The organism is Streptomyces sp. JLYT201 (genome assembly GCF_059448825.1).
Genome location: NZ_CM182551.1, coordinates 4822816 through 4841625, shown reverse-complemented (window position 1 = coordinate 4841625; position 18810 = coordinate 4822816). Strand labels below are relative to the sequence as shown.

At 72.6% G+C, this 18810-nt stretch carries 13 protein-coding genes; 7 read left to right on the top strand and 6 right to left on the bottom strand.

Annotated elements, in window-relative coordinates:
- Positions 1-67: 67 nt before the first annotated feature.
- Positions 68-1261 (bottom strand): cytochrome P450, encoded by a 1194-nt coding sequence (locus tag AC5WAM_RS19915; RefSeq protein ID WP_495523359.1) that lies wholly within the window; start codon positions 1259-1261, stop codon positions 68-70.
- A 641-nt stretch (positions 1262-1902) separates the two neighbouring features.
- Here AC5WAM_RS19915 and AC5WAM_RS19910 point away from each other — a divergent pair.
- Both AC5WAM_RS19910 and AC5WAM_RS19905 read left to right on the top strand, forming a co-directional pair.
- Positions 1903-2859: a pirin family protein gene (locus tag AC5WAM_RS19910; protein WP_138960862.1), complete on the top strand. Its 957-nt coding sequence runs from the start codon at positions 1903-1905 to the stop codon at positions 2857-2859.
- Between the two features lie 298 nt (positions 2860-3157).
- Positions 3158-4243 carry an AI-2E family transporter gene (locus tag AC5WAM_RS19905; protein WP_366791087.1) on the top strand — a complete coding sequence of 362 codons (1086 nt, stop codon included), beginning with the start codon at positions 3158-3160 and terminating at the stop codon, positions 4241-4243.
- On the opposite strand, the gene AC5WAM_RS19900 is transcribed toward AC5WAM_RS19905, so the two are convergent.
- On the bottom strand, positions 4177-6474 hold the full coding sequence (locus AC5WAM_RS19900; protein WP_366791088.1) for a SpoIIE family protein phosphatase: 2298 nt from the start codon (positions 6472-6474) through the stop codon (positions 4177-4179). The genes AC5WAM_RS19905 and AC5WAM_RS19900 overlap by 67 nt on opposite strands.
- A gap of 264 nt (positions 6475-6738) precedes the next feature.
- On the opposite strand from AC5WAM_RS19900, the gene aspS reads away from it, so the two are divergent.
- The 4 genes from aspS (at position 6739) to AC5WAM_RS19880 (ending at position 13428) form a co-directional block, all read left to right on the top strand.
- Positions 6739-8520 (top strand): aspartate--tRNA ligase, encoded by a 1782-nt coding sequence (gene aspS, locus AC5WAM_RS19895; RefSeq protein ID WP_495523358.1) that lies wholly within the window; start codon positions 6739-6741, stop codon positions 8518-8520.
- A gap of 342 nt (positions 8521-8862) precedes the next feature.
- Positions 8863-9447 carry a TetR/AcrR family transcriptional regulator gene (locus AC5WAM_RS19890; protein WP_366791090.1) on the top strand — a complete coding sequence of 195 codons (585 nt, stop codon included), beginning with the start codon at positions 8863-8865 and terminating at the stop codon, positions 9445-9447.
- A 110-nt stretch (positions 9448-9557) separates the two neighbouring features.
- The gene (locus AC5WAM_RS19885; RefSeq protein ID WP_495523357.1) at positions 9558-11780 is read left to right on the top strand and encodes a hypothetical protein; all 2223 of its coding nucleotides are present in this window, start codon (positions 9558-9560) and stop codon (positions 11778-11780) included.
- A gap of 70 nt (positions 11781-11850) precedes the next feature.
- The gene (locus tag AC5WAM_RS19880; RefSeq protein ID WP_495523356.1) at positions 11851-13428 is read left to right on the top strand and encodes an amino acid ABC transporter substrate-binding protein; all 1578 of its coding nucleotides are present in this window, start codon (positions 11851-11853) and stop codon (positions 13426-13428) included.
- Between the two features lie 3 nt (positions 13429-13431).
- Here the strand turns inward: AC5WAM_RS19880 and AC5WAM_RS19875 are convergent, their stop codons facing one another.
- Together AC5WAM_RS19875 and AC5WAM_RS19870 are read right to left on the bottom strand one after the other, a co-directional pair.
- Positions 13432-13629, bottom strand: a complete 198-nt coding sequence (locus tag AC5WAM_RS19875; RefSeq protein WP_366791093.1) for a hypothetical protein — start codon at positions 13627-13629, stop codon at positions 13432-13434.
- A gap of 131 nt (positions 13630-13760) precedes the next feature.
- A complete protein-coding gene (locus AC5WAM_RS19870; RefSeq protein WP_495523355.1) occupies positions 13761-14630 on the bottom strand; it encodes an NAD(P)-dependent oxidoreductase in 870 nt (289 codons plus the stop codon).
- Between the two features lie 118 nt (positions 14631-14748).
- On the opposite strand from AC5WAM_RS19870, the gene AC5WAM_RS19865 reads away from it, so the two are divergent.
- Complete coding sequence (locus AC5WAM_RS19865; protein ID WP_495523354.1) at positions 14749-15336, top strand: TetR/AcrR family transcriptional regulator; 588 nt, start codon at positions 14749-14751, stop codon at positions 15334-15336.
- 91 nt (positions 15337-15427) lie between these two features.
- On the opposite strand, the gene metG is transcribed toward AC5WAM_RS19865, so the two are convergent.
- Together metG and AC5WAM_RS19855 are read right to left on the bottom strand one after the other, a co-directional pair.
- Complete coding sequence (metG, locus tag AC5WAM_RS19860; RefSeq protein WP_366791096.1) at positions 15428-17056, bottom strand: methionine--tRNA ligase; 1629 nt, start codon at positions 17054-17056, stop codon at positions 15428-15430.
- Positions 17057-17094: 38 nt separating this feature from the next.
- Positions 17095-18087 carry a VWA domain-containing protein gene (locus tag AC5WAM_RS19855; protein WP_495523353.1) on the bottom strand — a complete coding sequence of 331 codons (993 nt, stop codon included), beginning with the start codon at positions 18085-18087 and terminating at the stop codon, positions 17095-17097.
- Positions 18088-18810 lie beyond the last annotated feature (723 nt).

Genomic DNA, 18810 nt, shown 5'->3' with positions numbered 1-18810 from the left:
GGCCGGTCGCCTGCCAGGGGTCGGCTGCCTGCCAGGGGTCGGCCGCCCGTCGGAGGCTGGCCGCCCGTCAGATCCGGCGGACCTTGTCGCGGTGCCCCACATGGACGGTCCGTACGCCGAGCAGGCCGAGCAGCGGTACCTCCGCGGTGCGTTGGCCGGGGGCGACGATCAGGCCGGTCCTGCGGATGTGGCCGAGGAGCAGCTCGGCGAGCGGCAGCACCAGATGGCGGCCCCAGCAGCGCTCGCTGACGTGGCCGAACGGCAGGTAGCCGGGGGTGTCGTCGGGGTCGAGGGCGTCCCAGCGCTCGGGCCGGAACTCGTCCGGGGCGTCCCAGAGGGCGGGGTCGCGGTGGGTGAGCAGCGGCAGCATCAGGATGTCGTCGCCGGGGCCTATCCGGTCGTCGATGGCCGGGTACTCGGGCGACCGGTTGCGCAGCAGGTTCCACGAAGGGGGCAGCAGGCGCATCGCCTCGTACAGGACGGCGCGGTCGGACGCGGAGTCGTCGAAGGGGGAGCCGAGCCACAGGGCGTTGGCGACGAGCGTGGAGACGGTGAAGCAGACCGGGGCGGCGGCGCGGCGGTACATGCCCATGGCGTAGCGCCGGTCCTGGTAGGTCTCCGCCTCGGCGACGAGGTTCGCCAGCCGGGTCAGGTGCGGGCCGGGCCGGGGGCGGCGGGGCAGGGCCGCGCCGGTCACGATCGTCGTCCAGGTGACCTTGGTGTCGATCTCCAGGAGGCGGGACATCAGGACGCGCAGGCGCCAGGGGTCGTCGCGCAGGACCAGGTCGCGCAGGAACCGGTGCCCGGTGATCGGCCAGGGCCCGGACAGGTCCGTGTCCGCGGGGAGCGGGTCGGGGCCGTCCAGGGCGGCGCGGACGTCCCGGCCGACGGTCCGCATCACCGACGCGGCCTCGGCCTTGGAGATCGAGCGGCCGTGCAGGGGCTTGAAGGTGGGGCGCTCGGTCTCGGTCGCCCGGCGCGCGGCCAGGATGCGGTCGGAGAGCTCCGCGCCCGCGATGCCGATCGTGTCGGGTTCCAGCCGTACGAGATCCTTGCCGGTGTGCTCGTCGAGGAGGGCCTGAAGCCGGGGCGCGAAAACCGTGGTGCGGCGGTTCCGCGGATGCGTCCGAGTGGGGGCCGATGGATTTCCCGGGCCGCCGGTTCCGCGCGCCGCTGCGCTTTCTGAATTCTTTACGGTGGCGCCGGTTGTGCTCTCCGGCTTTTGGCTCCGCTGATTCTGGCTGTGCTCGGTGGATGACATACGGAGGTCTCCGGAATGAGGGGCCCGCGCGCGGCGGAACGGAAGGAAACCGGCTCCTGTGCCGTGCGCGGGCCCGTGAGCCCGAAGGTCGGTACCGGACGTGCCGGGCGGTCCGGGCCCGGGTCAGCAGGGCGCTCAGTACCAGATGTACCAGGCGGACTGCTTCAGGCTCGGCTCGTTCTTCTTCGTGGCGGCCTTCAGGGCCTTGATGATCTTAGCCATGTAAAACCCTCCCTCCCTGCGTTTTGAGTACGCGGAAACAATGGTTTAGGAGTAGCAATTCGCGGGCGCCCCGAAGGGTGCCGGGAAATGTGCTCCTGTTGTTGCGTGGTGAGTGAATCGGTCTGTGGCTCACGTTGTCAATGGGTTGCTCTTCTTTTGGTGTGTCCCGGGAAGTCGTTATCTGCATATGCGGGATATGTGGCGATCTTGTGGCGCCGGGTGCGGGATGGGCGCGGGGCGGGTGCGGGGGCGGGGGTGCTTCCGGGTGCGGAGGGGGTGGCCGGGGTGTCGGGGGGCGCGTTTCGGTCAGGGGGGTGTGTGGCGGGGCGGGCGGTGGGAATGCCGTCGGGCCGTGCCGCGTTCCAGGTGGCAGAAAGTTCTACGTTCAACTAACCTGAGCGCAAGAGGAGGTCCGAACCATGCCTGCAGTGACCGTTGAGAACCCGCTGACCCTGCCCCGCGTGACCGTGCCCGCCGACACCACGGCGCGGCCCGTGCTCGCCGTGAAGACCGCGCCGAGCGGCTTCGAGGGCGAAGGGTTCCCGGTGCGCCGGGCCTTTGCCGGGATCAACTACAAGTACCTCGACCCGTTCATCATGATGGACCAGATGGGCGAGGTGGAGTACGCGGCCGGAGAGCCCAAGGGCACGCCCTGGCACCCCCACCGCGGCTTCGAGACCGTGACGTACCTGATCGACGGCACGTTCGTGCACCAGGACTCCAACGGTGGCGGCGGCACCATCAAGAACGGTGACACCCAGTGGATGACGGCCGGCTCCGGCCTGCTCCACATCGAGGCGCCGCCGGAGTCGCTCGTCATGTCCGGCGGCCTCTTCCACGGGCTCCAGCTGTGGGTGAACCTGCCCGCCAAGGACAAGATGATGGACCCGCGCTACCAGGACATCCGCGGTGGCCAGGTGCGGCTGCTGACCTCGCCGGACGGCGGGGCGCTGCTGCGGGTCATCGCCGGCGGGCTCGACGGGCACGAGGGGCCCGGCATCACGCACACCCCGATCACCATGGTCCACGCGACGGTGCGGCCGGGGGCCGAGGTCACGCTGCCCTGGCGGGAGGACTTCAACGGGCTCGCGTACGTGCTGGCCGGGCGTGGTTCGGTGGGTGCGGAGCGGAGGCCCGTCCAGGTCGGGCAGACCGCCGTCTTCGGGGCGGGGGGCTCCCTCACCGTCCGGGCGGACGAGCGGCAGGACTCCCACACGCCGGATCTGGAGGTCGTCCTGCTGGGCGGGCAGCCGATTCGGGAGCCGATGGCGCACTACGGGCCGTTCGTGATGAACACGCGCGAGGAGCTGCAGCAGGCGTTTGAGGACTTCCAGAAGGGGCGGCTGGGGTCCGTGCCCGCGGTGCACGGCATGTGACCTCCTTGCTGGGCGCCTGCCCCCCCCCTGCGCGGGGCGGGTGCCCTCTGCCCGGGGCGGGGCCCTGTTGGACGGTTGCTCCCCGCTGTGGGCTGTGCCCACCCGTTCCGCCCCCTGGGCGGACCAGCTGCCCACAGCTGGGAGGGGGAGGGAGCGGGCGGACCAGCGGCCTACAGCTGGGAGGGGGAGGGGGCGGGCGGACCAGCTGCCCACAGCGGGGAGAAGGAAGGGAGCGGGTGGGGCACCCGGGCGCTTCGTTCCGGGTGCGGAGTGGTGGGGGGCGTGGTCGGGTGGCAGGGTGTCTTCGCTTCTGCCTGAGGTGGTGCGGCGGCTGGCCGCCTGGTGCGTGGTGGCGCTGCTCGTCACGGGTGTCGCCGCCGTCGGGGTCTGGCTGTGCGTGGTCTTCAAGACGGCCGTCACCCCCGTGCTGCTCGCGCTGCTCGGGACCGCGCTGCTCGGGCCGCTGTACCGGCGCCTGGTGCGGATGCGGGTGCAGCGGTCCCTCGCGGCCGGACTGACGTGCGCGGCCGTGCTCGCGGTCGTCGGCGGGGCGACGTACATCGTCGTGAAGGCCCTGATCGACACCGGCAGTCAGATCGTGGACTCCCTCAAGAACGCCGCGCACGACCTGTCGAAGCACTTCGGCGCGGCCGGCACCTCCCTGGACGACCTGGCGTCCAACTCCAAGGACCTCCTGGGCAAGTTCGGCGGCACGGCGGCCTCGGGGGTGGTCAGCGGCCTGAGCGTGGTCGGCGAGATGATCGCGACCGCGGTCCTCGCGCTGCTGCTCGTGTTCTTCTTCCTGCGGGACTCCCACAAGGCGGCGAGCACGCTGCGGTCCCTGGTGCCCGCGCACTCCGGGGACACCGTGGAGGCGATGGCGCGGCGGGCCTTCACGGCCGTCGAGGGGTTCATGCGCGGCACGACGTTCATCGCGCTCATCGACGCGGTGTGCATCACCGTCGGGCTGCTGATCCTGCGCGTCCCCGGGGCGTGGGGGCTCGGGGCCCTGGTGTTCGTCGGGGCCTACATCCCGTACCTGGGGGCGTTCCTCTCCGGGGCCATCGCCATCCTCGTGGCGCTCGCCGACCGCGGCCTCGTCATCGCCCTGTGGGCGCTCGGCGTGGTGCTCGCGGTGCAGGTCCTGGAGGGGCACGTGCTCCAGCCGATGATCCAGAGCAGGACCGTGCAGATGCACCCGGCGGTGGTGATGCTCGCGATCACCGCGGGCGCGTCCGTCGCCGGGATCATCGGCATGCTGCTCGCCGTGCCGCTGACGGCCGCGGCCTTCGGGGTGGTCAGCGAGCTGCGGGCCCGCTACGCGGAGAAGGCGTCCGCGGGGCCCTCCCCGGCATCCCCTCCGGCCGAGGCCGAGCCTTCGTAGAGCTCGAACCAGATGCTCTTGCCCTCCCCGCGCGGGTCCACGCCCCACCGGTGGGCGAGCAGGTCCATGAGGACGAGACCGCGCCCGGAGGAGGCGAGTTCGCCGGGGTGGCGCTTGTGCGGCAGGTCGTCACTGCTGTCGGTGACCTCCGCGCGCAGCCTGCGCGTGCCGTTCTCGCCGGTGACCTCGGCGACGAGGAGGGCGTCGCCGTCGGTGTGCACCAGGACGTTGGTGATCATCTCGGAGATCAGCAGGACGGCGGAGTCGACCTGGTCGGTGTCCGCCCAGTCGTGCAGCAGGTCCCGCAGGTGCCCCCGCGCGCCCGCGACGCGCTCCGGCTCGGCCTGCGCGATGGTCAGCATCGTGCGGCGGATGCGGACGCGCTCCTCGGGGCGCCCGGTGCGGCGCAGCAGCAGAAGGGCGATGTCGTCCTCGCGGCGGTCGGCGAGCGGCCCCGTGGTGTGGTGCGAGGAGGGGCCGTGCACCGCCTGGACGAGGGTGTCGGCGAGGGTCTCCAGGTCGTCGTCCGCCCCGGCGGGACGGGACCGGGTCTCGTACTCCGGGCCCGCGGGCTCCGCGTACTCGGAGAACCCGTCGTAGTTCTCCAGGACGCGCCGGATCCGCGTCCAGCCGGTCTCCAGGTCGTGGCCGCCGGTCTCTATCAGGCCGTCGGTGCAGATCAGCATCGTCTCGCCGGTGTCGAGGACGAGCCGGGTCGTGGGGTAGTCCGCGTCCGGGTCGATGCCGAGGGGCAGGCCGCCCGCGATGGGCCGCTGCAGAACCGTTCCGTCGGACATGCGGATGACGGGTTCGGGGTGGCCCGCGCGGGCGATCTCCAGGAGGCCGGTCGCCGGATCGGCCTCTACGTAGAGGCACGTCGCGAAGCGCGGGTCCGTGGCCGCGTGGTCGGGGTCGTCCCGGGTGTCCGTGGACCCGTAGGTGATGCCGTCCGTGATGCCGGACAGGAAGCGGGTGGCGCGGGAGAGGACCGCGTCCGGGCGGTGGCCCTCCGAGGCGTACGCGCGCAGGGCGATGCGGAGCTGCCCCATCAGGCCCGCCGCCCGGACGTCGTGGCCCTGTACGTCGCCGATGACGAAGGCGATGCGCCCGCTGGGCAGCGGGATCATGTCGTACCAGTCGCCGCCGACCTGGAGGCCGCCGCCGGTCGGGACGTAGCGCGCGGCGACGCTCATGCCGGGGATCTCGGGGCCGAGCGTCGGCATCATGGACCGCTGGAGGCCCTCGGTCAGCTCCCGCTCGGACTCGGCGACCCCGGCCCGCGACAGGGCCTGCGCCAGCATCCGGGCGACGGTCGTCAGGACGGAGCGCTCGTCGGGCGTGAACGAGACGGGGTACGTGAACGCGGCCATCCAGGCGCCCATCGTGCGGCCCGCCACGGTCAGCGGCAGGAACGCCCAGGACTGCCGCTTGAAGCGGGACGCGAGGGGCCACGTCGTCGGATAGCGGCGGCGGTACTCCTGCGGCGACGACAGATAGACGGCGCGGCCGGTGCGCAGCACCTCGGCGGCCGGGTAGTCGGTGTCCAGGGGCATGGCGGCGAGCGGATCGTCGTCCCCGTAGCCGTGGTGTCCGTGGTGGCCGACGACGGTGAGCCGGTCGCCGGTGGAGCCGAAGACGGCGAGGCCGTCCGGGGAGAACCCGGGCATGGACAGGCCCGCGGCGACCCGCAGGACCTCCTCCGTGGACCGCGCCTCCGCGAGCGCGCGCCCCGCGTCGAGCAGGAAGGCCTCGCGGGAGCGGCGCCAGTCGCCGGTGACGGGCGCGCGGGCGGCGGCGCCCGGACCCGGCTCGGTGACCTCCTGGAGGGTGCCGATGAGCTCGTACGCGGTCGACGAGGAGTCGTGGACGACCGGCTTGGTGCGGCTGCGGACCGTGCGCAGGACGTGCCGGCCCTGCTCGTCCATGATCCGCAGCCGGGCCTCGGCGAGGGTGCCCTCGGCGACGGCGAGCTGCACGATGCCGTGGATCTCGTTCCAGTCGACCGGGTGGAAGCGGGAGCGCACGCCGACCTCCGTGGTGGTCTGGGCGCGCGGCGCGAGCCCGAGCAGCCGGGCGGCCTCCGCGTCGAGGGTGACGGTGCCGCTCGCGTTGTCCCAGCGCCACAGGCCGGTGGCGATCGCGGCGAGTACGTCCTCCACAGGGGGCAGTGCGCCCTGGCCGGGCGGCAGGGAGGCGTCACCCCTCTGCTCGCGGGGCTCATTGGTGCGCATTGCTTCACTGTAGGAAGAGGTACGGACCAGCCGCCACTGAGTGCCGGGGCCCTGCCTCCTCGGTGGGCCTGCGCCCCGCCGTGTCGCTGCGCTCCACTTCGCGTCCGCGGGCTTGCCGTGGCTGGGCGCGCCACGCGGCGGAGCCGCTCATGGGTACAGCCCCGCGCCCCTTCGGGGCGGCCCCTGAACGGAGGCGAAGTGATCTTGCGCTGGACGGTAGCCTTGGCAGCTAGCCCCCGATCTCGAAAGAGTGGATGAACGACGATGCATCGGTACAGGTCCCACACGTGCGGTGAGCTCCGCGCCTCTGACGTCGGCACGGACGTCCGGCTGAGCGGCTGGCTGCACAATCGGCGCGACCTGGGCGGCATCCTCTTCATCGATCTGCGCGACCACTACGGCATCACGCAGCTCGTCGCCCGTCCCGGCACGGCCGCCGCCGAGGCCCTGGACAAGCTCTCCAAGGAGACGGTCGTCCGCGTCGACGGCAAGGTCGTCTCCCGCGGCGCGGACAACGTGAACCCGGAGCTGCCCACCGGCGAGATCGAGATCGAGGCCGCCGAGGTCGAGGTGCTCGGCGCCGCGGCCCCGCTGCCCTTCACGATCAACGCGGAGGACGGGGTCAACGAGGAGCGGCGCCTGGAGTACCGCTTCCTGGACCTGCGCCGCGAGCGCATGCACCGCAACATCATGCTGCGCTCGGCCGTCATCGCCGCGATCCGCCACAAGATGGTGGCCCTCGGCTTCAACGAGATGGCGACGCCGATCCTCACCGCGACCTCCCCCGAGGGCGCGCGCGACTTCGTGGTGCCCTCCCGCCTGAACCCGGGCAAGTTCTACGCCCTGCCGCAGGCGCCGCAGCAGTTCAAGCAGCTGCTGATGATCTCCGGCTTCGACCGCTACTTCCAGATCGCGCCGTGCTTCCGCGACGAGGACGCGCGCGCGGACCGCTCGCCGGGCGAGTTCTACCAGCTCGACGTCGAGATGAGCTTCGTGGAGCAGGAAGACGTCTTCCAGCCCATCGAGAAGCTCATGACCGAGCTGTTCACGGAGTTCGGCGGCGGCCGCGAGGTCACCTCGCCGTTCCCGCGCATCCCGTTCCGCGAGTCGATGCTGAAGTACGGCAACGACAAGCCGGACCTGCGCGCCAAGCTCGAACTGGTCGACATCACCGACGTCTTCGAGGGCTCGGAGTTCAAGGCCTTCGCGGGCAAGCACGTGCGCGCGCTGCCGGTGCCGGACACGGCCGGGCAGTCCCGCAAGTTCTTCGACGGCCTCGGTGAGTACGCCGTCGAGCACGGCGCCAAGGGCCTGGCCTGGATCCGCGTCGGCGAGGACGGGGCCTTCGCGGGCCCGATCGCCAAGTTCCTCACCGAGGCGAACGTGGCGGAGCTGACCAAGCGCCTCGGCCTGGAGGCCGGCCACGCCGTGTTCTTCGGCGCGGGCGAGTTCGACGAGGTCTCCAAGATCATGGGCGCGGTCCGCGTCGAGGCCGCCAAGCGCGCGGGCCACTTCGAGGAGAACGTCTTCCGCTTCTGCTGGATCGTCGACTTCCCGATGTACGAGAAGGACGAGGAGACCGGCAAGATCGACTTCTCCCACAACCCCTTCTCGATGCCCCAGGGCGGCATGAAGGACCTGGAGGAGAAGGACCCGCTGGACATCCTCGCCTGGCAGTACGACATCGTCTGCAACGGCATCGAGCTGTCCTCCGGCGCCATCCGCAACCACGAGCCCGAGGTCATGCTGAAGGCCTTCGAGATCGCGGGTTACGACGCGGAGACCGTCGAGCAGGAGTTCAAGGGCATGCTGAAGGCCTTCCGCCTCGGCGCCCCGCCGCACGGTGGCATCGCCCCGGGCGTCGACCGCATCGTCATGCTCCTCGCGGACGAGCCGAACATCCGCGAGACCATCGCCTTCCCGCTCAACGGCAACGCCCAGGACCTGATGATGGGCGCGCCCACGGTGCTTGAGGAGGCGCGGCTCAAGGAGCTGAACATCGCCCTGCGCAAGGCTCCCGCCAAGGGTGAGCAGGGCGAGAAGTAAGCCTCCGGCTCAGGGCAGGGGGCCCGGGACCTCGGCGGTCCCGGGCCCCCCTTTGCGTTCGGGCCTCTTCCGGTCCGGGCCCTTTCGTCTGGGGCTTCGCCCCTTTCCCCCTCATTGGCGCTTCGCGCCTCGTCCTCAAACGCCGGACGGGCTGGATTGCCCCGCGTCTCGTTCTCGGGTGCCGGACGGGCTGGATTGCCTCGCGTCTCGTTCTCGGGTGCCGGGCGGGCTGGATTGCCTCGCGTCTCGTTCTCGGGTGCCGGGCGGGCCGGATCGAGTCGGTGGGACTCGTGCGGCGTTACAGTACGAACGTACTGTTGTGCGCGTCGTCGAGGAGGAGACATGGCCGCCCCCGAGCCCCGTCGGCGTGATCCCGTGCGGCGCGTCGCGGAGATCGTCGCCGCCACCGAGCGCGTCATCGCCGAGCGCGGTGTCGAGGGGCTCACGCACCGGGCCGTCGCCGCCGAGGCGGGGGTGCCGCTCGGCGCGACGACGTACCACTTCGCCACGAAGGACGACCTGATCGCGGCGGCCCTGCGCCGGTCCGTGGACCGGTTCGCCGCGTACCTCGACGAGTGGGTCGCGCGCCGGCCCCAGCTCACGCCCGAGCAGCACGCCGTGCTGCTCGCCGACGCGGTCCTGCCGCCGCTCGCCGGGCCCGAGCGGGCCCAGCAGGTGGTGGACCTGGAGCTGTACCTCGCCGCCCTGCGGCGGCCCGCGCTGCGGCACATCGCCGAGGAGCACCAGGGGCACATCCTGCGCGCCCTGGCCCACTACACCGACCCGGACACCGCCGCCGCCGCGGGAGCCGCGCTCATGGGGATCAGCCTGCGCTCCCTCGCCTCGCAGACCCCGCCGACCCGGGCCGAGGTCGAGGCGATCCTGCGCCGCATCCTCACCCCGAACCCGGCGCTCACCGGAGCCTGAGGGCCAATCGTGACCCGGCGGGGTCTCCTCAACACCCGTGCCGTGCCCTTACCCTGACGATCCGTCACGCTGCGGGGCGCGGGGCGGAATCGTGACGCTTCGGGGGACCGGTGCCCGACGACCTGGGATTCGGCAAGCTGCTGGACGACGACGGCCTTCTCGCCCGGCTGCTCGGCAAGACGGCCAAGGGCCGCAACCGCCCGCTCCTGTACGGGCCCGACCTGCCGGTGGTGCTCCTCACCGGCGGACCCGGCATGGGCAAGGGGCGGCTGCTGGCCTGCGTGCGCGACGTGTTCGGGCGCTACGTCCCGGCCGCGCACGTCGACTGCGCCGCGCCCGTGTTCCGCGAAGGCGCCGACCAGCGGCGCAGCACCCGCTCGGAGGCGACCGAGGCCCTGCGGGAGCTGGCCGTCCAGTTCGGTGCCTGGAGCGGCGACGGCGGGGCGATCGGCGCCCCGCGCCTGTACGCGGGCCTGGTCGCGGTCGCCGCGGGGGACGCCCTCGCGGTCCCGGCCGACGGCCTGGGCGAGGTGCGCAGATACGACGACCTGCTGCCGCGGGGCTCGTTCTGGGGCGGCGTGCTGCACCGCGCCTTCCGCGCCTACCTGGCCGCGCTCGGCGCGCTCCTCGTCGCCCAGCCGCTGGCCACACCGCTGATCACCGCCATACTCGACGAGCTCTTCGAACGGACCTCGTCCGAGGGCAAGGCCGCCCTGGAGGCCTGTTACGGCTCCTACTCGGGCGCGGCCGGACACCCCCGGCTCGGCCTGCACGCGCTGAGCGTCGACTTCCAGCAGGGCGGCGAGGCCCGCGCCAACGCGGAGAGCTTCCTGTTCCGGGCCCTGCGCGAGGACGTGGAGGCCGCGTACACCTCCGTACGCGGCCGGATGGCGCGGGCCGGGCGGCCCGCGGTGCTGCTCGACCACGCCGACAACGGCCTCGGCCGCCGCCTGCTCCGGTCCGTGCTGCTCGACCGCGAGAGCGGCCACCACGACCGCGTGGTCGTCCTCGCCACCGCGCGCCGCGCGGACGGCGGCCGCTTCCTGTACCGCTCGCCGGACGCGGCGGACGGGGCCGCGGACGCCCCGGCCGTCTGGGCTCCCGCCGACGGCGGCCTGCCCGGCTGGGAGCGAAGACAGGGCGGCGTTCCGGGCCTGGTCGCGCCCGCGCGCGGCGTGCTGCTCGTCCGGATGCCGCTGCTGACCCCCGAGCAGCAGAACCACGAGCTGGCCCGGCTCCGGGGGCACGGCCGCGACGCGGGCCACCGGCCGGGCGAACACGCCGCGCGGCTGCGCGTGGAGAGCGCCGTGCACCGGCTCAGCGGCGGACGCCCCCGCTTCGTCACCCGCCTCGGCGAGGCCGCGGCCGCGCTGCGCGTCACGGACCCGGCCGCGCTCACCGACTGGTCCCTGCTCGACGCGCCGGTGCGCTGCCGGGAGGCGTCCGACGCCCCGCCGCGGCCCGTCGCCGAACTGCTCCTGGACGATCTGGTCGGACGCCGGCTCCCCGAGGAACTGCCGCCCGAGCAGCACGGCCACTGGCTCGACCTGCTCAGCCATCTCTCGGTCGCGCACACCGGGCCGTGCGCACAGCGCCTGATCCGGGCCCGACAGGGCGAGCGGGACGAGCGCCTGTCCGCGTACCGCGTCGCCGAACTCCTCCAGGACAACGGCTGGCCGCACTGCCCGCGCCACTTCATCGGCGACCGCGGCCTGCGCCACCTCCTGATGCGCCGCCTGTACGCGATGACGGGCGGGGCGGGCCAGGGCCGGGGCGCGATGTGGCGCGCCGACCACGCGCTGCTGCGGGACCACTTCGGGCCGCCGCCCCCGGCCGCGGGGCCCGGCGAGGACGCCGCCGACGAGCTGTTCGGCTCGGCCGCCGCGCACGCCGCGCACCACGACCTGGCCGTGTCCGGGGCCGCGCGCGCCGTCGACCACCTGACGCGGTCGTTCCCCGCGCGCGACCCGCGCCGGGCCATGGCCGACTGGTGCGGGGAGCTGCTCGCCGTCGCGGGCGCGCCCTGCGAGGCGCCGCTCGCGGGCACGCCCGACGACCGGCACGCCCGCGCGCTCGGCGAGGTGCCCGCGCGCGGCGACGACGTGCTGCGCCGCCGCGTGGACCGGCTGCTGCACGCGGTGTGGCTGTACGAGGACCGCACGGGCCCGGTGGACCCGGCGGTGACGGGCACCTGGCGGCAGCTGCTCGACCGGCTCGGCGACGAGCCCGTGCCGGGTGTCGAGGTGCTGTCGCGCACGGCCGGGGAGTGGGCCGAACGGGCCCGTGAGCGACAGCCGTTGAAGCCGTGCGCCTGCACGCGGCACATCGGCTGACCGGCCGGGCGGAGGCCACCGGGGGCCGCGGGCGAAGGGGAGGTCGGATGGCGGGGCGAAGGGGGCGGCGGTGCTGAACTGGCTGTACAACCACGTGTGGGCCACACGTCTGAAGAAGGCCGTCACGATCCTGGTCGTGGCGGCCGTGAGGACCGCTGTCGGCATCCTGGTGCCGCCCGCCGTGGGCGGTCCTGACCACTGCGCGGACGGCGTGGAGAAGCACCGCGGCGAATGCGTCGGAATCAACGGCTCCGGCTACGACTTCGGCACGGCCGAGATCAGCAGGGTCAGCGCCGCCATCGCCAGGGAGAACCGGCGGATCGACGGCGAGCCGCACGTCACCGTGGCGATGCTGCTGCCGCTCCAGCCGGACTCGGCCGCCGAGCGCACCCAGCTGCGCAGCGACGTACAGGGCGCCTATCTCGCCCAGTACCGCGCCAACCGCGCCGAGCAGAAGCCGCTGATCCGCCTGGTGCTCGCCAACCCCGGCCGGAACTACGCCCAGCAGGCCCGCGTCGTCGACGGCCTGGCGAAGCTGGCGGACGACAAGAAGCACAACCTGCGCGCGGTGACCGGCTTCAACCTCAGCCTGCGGCACACCGTCGACGCCGTGGACCGGCTGACGAACGGGCTGCGCATCCCGGTCCTCATCAGCCGGGCCAGCGCCGACGAACTCGCCAACGTCGAGCGGCGCGAGGGCAGGCCGCGCTTCCCCGGGCTCGCGCGGGTGATCCCCACCAACCGGCAGCAGGCGGCGGCGCTCGCCGCCTTCCACCACGGCCTGCGTGACGAGGAGACGGTCCTGGTCAAGGACACCCGTCCGGACGACGTCTACGTGGAGTCGCTCGCGCGGGCGTTCAGCGGGGACGAGAAGGGCCCGGCGGGCGCGAAGGACCAGGAGTTCACGTCCCCGTCCATCGGCGACCCGGGCGAGACCGGCAACGACTTCTCGCTGATCGGCCACAACATCTGCCAGTCCCGGGCGAAGGTCGTCTACTTCGCGGGCCGTCCGGTGCACTTGCGCCTGTTCGCGCTGAAGCTCGCGGAGGTGCCGTGCCGGGGCAAGCGGTACACCGTGGTGAGCGGTTCGGGCGCGGCGACCCTGGACCGCTACCTGAGCGACGCCGACTGGCGGAAGCTGCGCGGCGGGCAGGGCGCCGGGGAGCCCACGGTCACCGTGCAGTACACCGCGCCCGGACACCCCGAGGCCTGGTCGCGGGAGCTGGCCGGGGCGAAGGGCCGGCCCGCGTATCTGACCGAGCCGCAGCGGGAGTTGGCCGAGCTGCGCGCGCTCACCGACCGGCAGGGGGCCGGTGACATCGGGCCCGTCCGCTACGACGACTCGCGCACGATGCTCGTGCACGACGGCGTGCGCACGATCGCGCAGGCCGTCTTCCTCGCCAACGCCCGGTCGGCCGGGTCGGTGCCGCCCCGCGAGCGGGTCGCCGCCCAGTGGTCACGCCTGGAGTCCGCGCACCGGGTGGCCGGAACCAGTGGGTGGGTGTGCCTGACCAACGCGGGCAACCCCTACGACAAACCCGTGGCGGTGGTCGAACTCGACCCCCGCACGCGCAAGCTGAGGTTCGTGGGGCTCGGGTGGCCCGACGGGCGGGCCCAGCCGCGCGACTGCGTCGTGCCCAGCGGCTGACGCCTACGCGGCTCTGGTCGGGGAGTCCTGCTGGTCCGCGGCTTCCGCCGTCGCCCACTCCGTCACCAGGCGCTGATACTCGCGTCGCTGGTCGGTGCTCAACCGCCCGCCGCAGCGCAGCCACAGCGCACGGATCTCCTCGTTCACCTCGTCCGCGGAGCGCCGGGGGCGCCGCGGGTCGGAAGCGGGATTCGTGGCCATGCTGTGAAGCGTACGTGCGGAGGCGTGAAGAGGGAGTGAGTCCGGTCACGAAGTGATCAACAGCTCACTGACGGGGTAGAGATCAAGCCACTCGTGCGGGCCCCGGCGTACGGCCCGCACGGCCCCGGCGGTCAGGCGGGCTTCTTCATGAGGTCCACCAGCTTGCTGAAGCTGTCCGCGCCGTGCCCGGCGTCCGCTCCCCGGCGGAAGGCGTCCAGGACGACCTGCGGGAACGCCGTGTCCACGCCCGCGTCCGCGTTCGTGTGGACGACGTGCTCCATGCTCGCCACGCCCATCGAGATGCGGTCCACGTCGCCCGCGTGGTGGCCCGCGTCGATGCGGGGCGCGTAGAAGTCGATGAACTGCCGCATGCCCTCGTAGTTGCCGGCCACGTACGGAGCCATCTCCGAGGCCGAGATGCCGTGCGCCCCGGCGAGGGCGACCGCCTGCCAGTAGGCGAGCATCGCGGGCCAGAAGACGACCATGTTGAGCTGGTACATCAGGGCCGCGAGGCCCGGGTCCTCGCCGCGGTAGTCGGTCTTGCCGGTGATGACCTCCAGGGCCGCGCGGTGCGTGTCGTAGGCCGCGCGCGGGCCGCTGTAGAAGGTGGACATGTCCGGGCTGCCGATGGTGGGCGGCGGGGACAGGACGCCGCCGGTCAGATGGGTGCCGCCGAGCTCCGTCACCCAGCGGGCCGCGGCGCGGGCCTTCTCGGGGACGTCCGAGCTGAGGTTCACCAGGACCCGGCCCGCGACCGCGGCCTCGGCGCCCTGGAGCGCGGTGTACATCGCGTCGTAGTCGATCAGGCTGAGAACCACCAGGTCATTGGCGCGCAGGGCTTCCTCGGGGGTGGCGGCGAGCCGGGCGCCCCGCTCGACGAGCGCGGCGGCGCGCGAGGGGGTCCTGTTCCACACCGTCACCTCGTAGCCCCGGTCGAGGAAGGCGCCCGCCATGGCCTGCCCCATCGGACCGAGCCCCAGAACGGTTACGGACTGTGACATGGCTGTCTCCTGTCTCCCTGTTGAGTATCTCTAGAACGAACGATCTATCCAGAGCCGGGAGTAACGTAGCACAGCACTAGAACGAACGCTCTACTCAGAGAGTGGGTAAGGTGGCGGGATGAGCATGTACAGCGCGCCCCCCAGCACGCGCGAGCGGATCGTCGTGGTCGCCGCGCAGCTCATCCAGCGGCAGGGCTACGTCGGCACCGGCATCAAACAGATCGCCAAGGAGGCGCAGGCCACGCTCGGCTCCGTCTACCACTTCTTCCCGGGCGGCAAGGAAGCCGTCGCGGTGGCCGCGATCAAGTACGGGGAGAGGGAGTTCGGCCGGCTGCTCGAGGACGCGCTCACCCCTGAGGGCGAGCCGGCCGCCGCGATCGAGGCCTGCGCCGTGCGGCTGGCCGTCGAACTGCGCGCGTCGGGCTGGACCGACGGCTGCCCCATCACGGCCGCCGCCCTGGAGACCCTCGGCACGGACTCGGAGATCCAGCGGGTGTGCGGCGAGGCGCTGCGCAGCTGGGAGAACATCGTCGCCGAGAAGCTCCTGGCCTGCGGTTTCACGGAGGCCGACGCGCGCGAGGTGGCCACCACCGTCATCAGCACCCTGGAGGGCGCCGAGGTGACGGCGCAGGTCAACCGCAGCGAGGAGCCCCTGCGGGCGGCCGGACGCCAGCTGGCGCGGCTCGTCCGGACGTACGAGAGCTGACGCCACCTCGTACGGAAGGCGCGCGGAGACGCGGGAAGGGCCCGGAACGCATGGTTCCGGGCCCTTCCGCCGAGCTGTGCCGCGTGTCCGGCTAGGCCTTCTTCGGCTCCTCCAGGCGCGGGAAGAGCACCGCGCCCTTCGTCACCGTGGAGCCCGCGGGGAGCTGCCCCCACGCGCCCGCGTCCTGGACCTTCTGGTCCGCGAGCGCGCCCAGGGACGCCTCGGCGCCGAGGGAGTCCCAGAGCTTCTGGGAGGTGTCCGGCATGACGGAGTTGAGGAGCACGGCGACCGCGCGCAGGGACTCGGCGGCCGTGTACAGGATGGTCGCGAGGCGGGCCTTGCCCTGCTCGCTCTCGTCCTTGGCCACCTTCCACGGCTCCTGCTCCGTGATGTAGCCGTTGACCTGCTTCACGAAGTCGAAGACGGCGAGGATGCCGCCCTGGAAGTCGAGGTCGTCGCCGATCTTCGCGTCCGCCGTGGCGACGGCCTGCGCGAGGCCCTCGTGCACCGCGGCCTCCGCCGGGCCGTCCGCCGCGGCCGCGGGCAGCGCGCCGCCGAAGTACTTGCCGACCATGGCGGCCACGCGGGACGCGAGGTTGCCGTAGTCGTTGGCCAGCTCGCTGGTGTAGCGGGCGGTGAAGTCCTCCCAGGAGAAGGAGCCGTCCTGGCCGAAGGCGATGGCCCGCAGGAAGTACCAGCGGTAGGCGTCGACGCCGAAGTGCGAGGTCAGGTCCTGCGGCTTGATGCCGGTCAGGTTCGACTTCGACATCTTCTCGCCGCCGACCATCAGCCAGCCGTTCGCGGCGACCTTGCCGGGCAGCGGGAGGCCCTGGGCCATCAGCATCGCGGGCCAGATGACCGCGTGGAAGCGGAGGATGTCCTTGCCGACGAGGTGCACGTTCGCGGGGAAGGTGCCGTCGAACTTCGCCGGGTTCTCGTTGTACCCCACGGCCGTGGCGTAGTTGAGCAGCGCGTCGACCCACACGTAGATCACGTGCTTGTCGTCCCACGGCACCTTCACGCCCCAGTCGAAGGTGGAGCGCGAGATCGACAGGTCCTGAAGGCCCTGCTTGACGAAATTCACGACCTCGTTGCGCGCCGACTCGGGCTGGATGAAGCCCGGGTTCGCGGCGTAGTGCTCCAGGAGCTTGTCGCCGTACTCGCTCAGCTTGAAGAAGTAGTTCTCCTCGCTGAGGAGCTCCACCGGCTTCTTGTGGATCGGGCAGAGCTTCTGGCCCTCGTACGCGCCCTCGCCGTCGAGGAGCTCGCCCGGGAGCTTGTACTCCTCACAGCCGACGCAGTACGGGCCCTCGTAGCCGCCCTTGTAGATCTCGCCCTTGTCGTACAGGTCCTGGACGAACTCCTGCACCCGGTCGGTGTGCCGCTTCTCCGTCGTGCGGATGAAGTCGTCGTTCGCGATCTCCAGGTGCTCCCAGAGGGGGCGCCAGGCCTCCTCGACGAGCTTGTCGCACCACTCCTGGGGCGTCACGCCGTTCGCCTCGGCCGTGCGCATGATCTTCTGACCGTGCTCGTCCGTGCCGGTGAGGTACCACACCTTCTCGCCGCGCTGCCGGTGCCAGCGCGTGAGCACGTCGCCTGCGACGGTCGTGTAGGCGTGGCCCAGGTGAGGAGCGTCGTTTACGTAGTAGATGGGGGTCGAGACGTAGAACGCCTTCGCGCTCTCGTCCGCCCCCTGCTTCTCGGATCCAGTGGCCGCCATGGTCGAAATCCTAACGGCCCGACGAAGATCGACTCACCTCACGGCCGGGGGCGCCAGGCGGCCAGGAGGCCGTCGTACAGCTGCTTGTCGGTCAGTTCCTTGGGGGCGGGGCCCGCGAGGAAGTGGGCGGCGTTGTCCGCCTTGAGGCGGCGCAGGTAGTCGAAGGCCTTGTTGTCCTCGTCGCCGAAGGCCACGAAGGAGAAGAACAGCGGGTGCCGGGCGGCGTCCGCCAGGGCCTGGGTCGCGGGGCCCTTGGTGTCCGGGGCGCCGTCCGTCTGGAAGACCACGAGGGCGGGGCCCTCGTCCCCGGACTTCTCGTAGTGGGCCACGACCTCCTCGACGGCGCGGTGGTAGCTGGTGCGGCCCATGCGGCCGCAGGCCGCGTGCAGCTCGTCGACGCGGTTCTCGTGGTCGGCCGGGGTGAGGGTGCCGGTGCCGTCGACGTCCGTCGAGAAGAAGACGACGTGGACGGTGGCGGTGGGGTCGAGGTGGGCGGCCAGGGCGAGGGTCTGGTCGGCGAGGGCCTGGGCGGAGCCGTCCTTGTAGTACGGGCGCATGGAGCCGGAGCGGTCCAGGACGAGGTAGACCCGGGCGCGGGTGCCCGTCAGGCCCCGCTTGCGCAGGGCCGCGCCGGCCGCCTTGTACGCCGGGGCGAGGCCCGGGGCCCGCGCCTTGAGCCTGGCCAGGCTGAGCGCGGGCTTGGCCGGGGCGTCCGCCGGGGCCGGGGCGTCCGCCGGGGCCGGTCCTCCCTCCTCGGCCGAAGCTCCCTCCGAGGCTTCCGCCTCGGGCTCCTGCTCGGCGGGGGCTTCCGCCTCAGGCTGCTCCTCGACCGGGGCCTCCGCCCTGGGCTCCTGCTCGGGGGCTTCCGGCTCTGCCGGGGCTTCGGACTTGGGCTGGTCCTCTGCCGGGGGCTCTATGGCCTGGGGCTGGTCCTCTGCCGGGGGCTCTATGGCCTGGGGCTTCTCCGTCCGGGGCGCCTCCGCGGGGGCGGGCACCTTGGGGGCGGGCTCTGCCGTACGGTTGCTCGGCACCTCGGGCTGTGCCCACCCCTCCCCAAGCTCTCGGCTTCGCTCGAGCAGGGGATGCCCCACTCGCCCCGCGGGACGATTGCCCACAGCGGTTGGGGGCGGTTCCTCGGCAGCTTGCGGGGGAGTGGGCTCCGTGGGGGCTTCGGCCTCGGGGTGCTCCTCGACCGGGGCGTCTGCGGCGGGGGCGGCCTGGGCCGGGACTTCCGCCTCGGGCTTCGCCACGGCCGGGGCTTCGGCCTGGGGCTGCTGCTCCGGCGGGGGCTCTGTGGCCTGGGGCTCCTCTGCTCGGGGGGACTCTGCGGGGGCGGGCACCGTGGGGGTGGGCCGTTCCGTGGAGGTTGCGCTGTGAGGTTCCCCGGCATGGGCGGGTGGGTGGGCGGGGGCTTCCGCCGCGGAGCGGCGGACCGTCACGTTGTCGAAGGCCGCGGCCACGAGGTCCTCCGCCGGTGACGCCTGGGCCGGGACGGCCGGGGCCCGGTCGGCGGGCTCCTCCCGGGGCGGGGCCTGGAGCTCGGCAGGGGCGGGGGACTCGGCCTCGGCCTGGGGAGCGAGGGGCTCGGCCCCGGGTGTGGAGGCCTGGGGGGAGGGGGGCGTTGGATTGGTTCGGGGACGCCGGAAGGCGCTCCGCAGACGATCCAGAATGCCCATATGCGCACCCCTAAATGTGAGTTCAGCGTGAGTGGGTCCCCGACAGGCCCCCTGGCCACAAGGGACACGTAAGGGTAT

Bases quoted from the DNA above. Each gene is read 5' to 3' on its own strand.
- AC5WAM_RS19915 (WP_495523359.1), bottom strand. From the start codon at position 1,261: ATGTCATCCACCGAGCACAGCCAGAATCAGCGGAGCCAAAAGCCGGAG.
- AC5WAM_RS19910 (WP_138960862.1), top strand. From the start codon at position 1,903: ATGCCTGCAGTGACCGTTGAGAACCCGCTGACCCTGCCCCGCGTGACC.
- AC5WAM_RS19900 (WP_366791088.1), bottom strand. From the start codon at position 6,474: ATGCGCACCAATGAGCCCCGCGAGCAGAGGGGTGACGCCTCCCTGCCG.
- aspS (WP_495523358.1), top strand. From the start codon at position 6,739: ATGCATCGGTACAGGTCCCACACGTGCGGTGAGCTCCGCGCCTCTGAC.
- AC5WAM_RS19890 (WP_366791090.1), top strand. From the start codon at position 8,863: ATGGCCGCCCCCGAGCCCCGTCGGCGTGATCCCGTGCGGCGCGTCGCG.
- AC5WAM_RS19875 (WP_366791093.1), bottom strand. From the start codon at position 13,629: ATGGCCACGAATCCCGCTTCCGACCCGCGGCGCCCCCGGCGCTCCGCG.
- AC5WAM_RS19870 (WP_495523355.1), bottom strand. From the start codon at position 14,630: ATGTCACAGTCCGTAACCGTTCTGGGGCTCGGTCCGATGGGGCAGGCC.
- AC5WAM_RS19865 (WP_495523354.1), top strand. From the start codon at position 14,749: ATGAGCATGTACAGCGCGCCCCCCAGCACGCGCGAGCGGATCGTCGTG.
- metG (WP_366791096.1), bottom strand. From the start codon at position 17,056: ATGGCGGCCACTGGATCCGAGAAGCAGGGGGCGGACGAGAGCGCGAAG.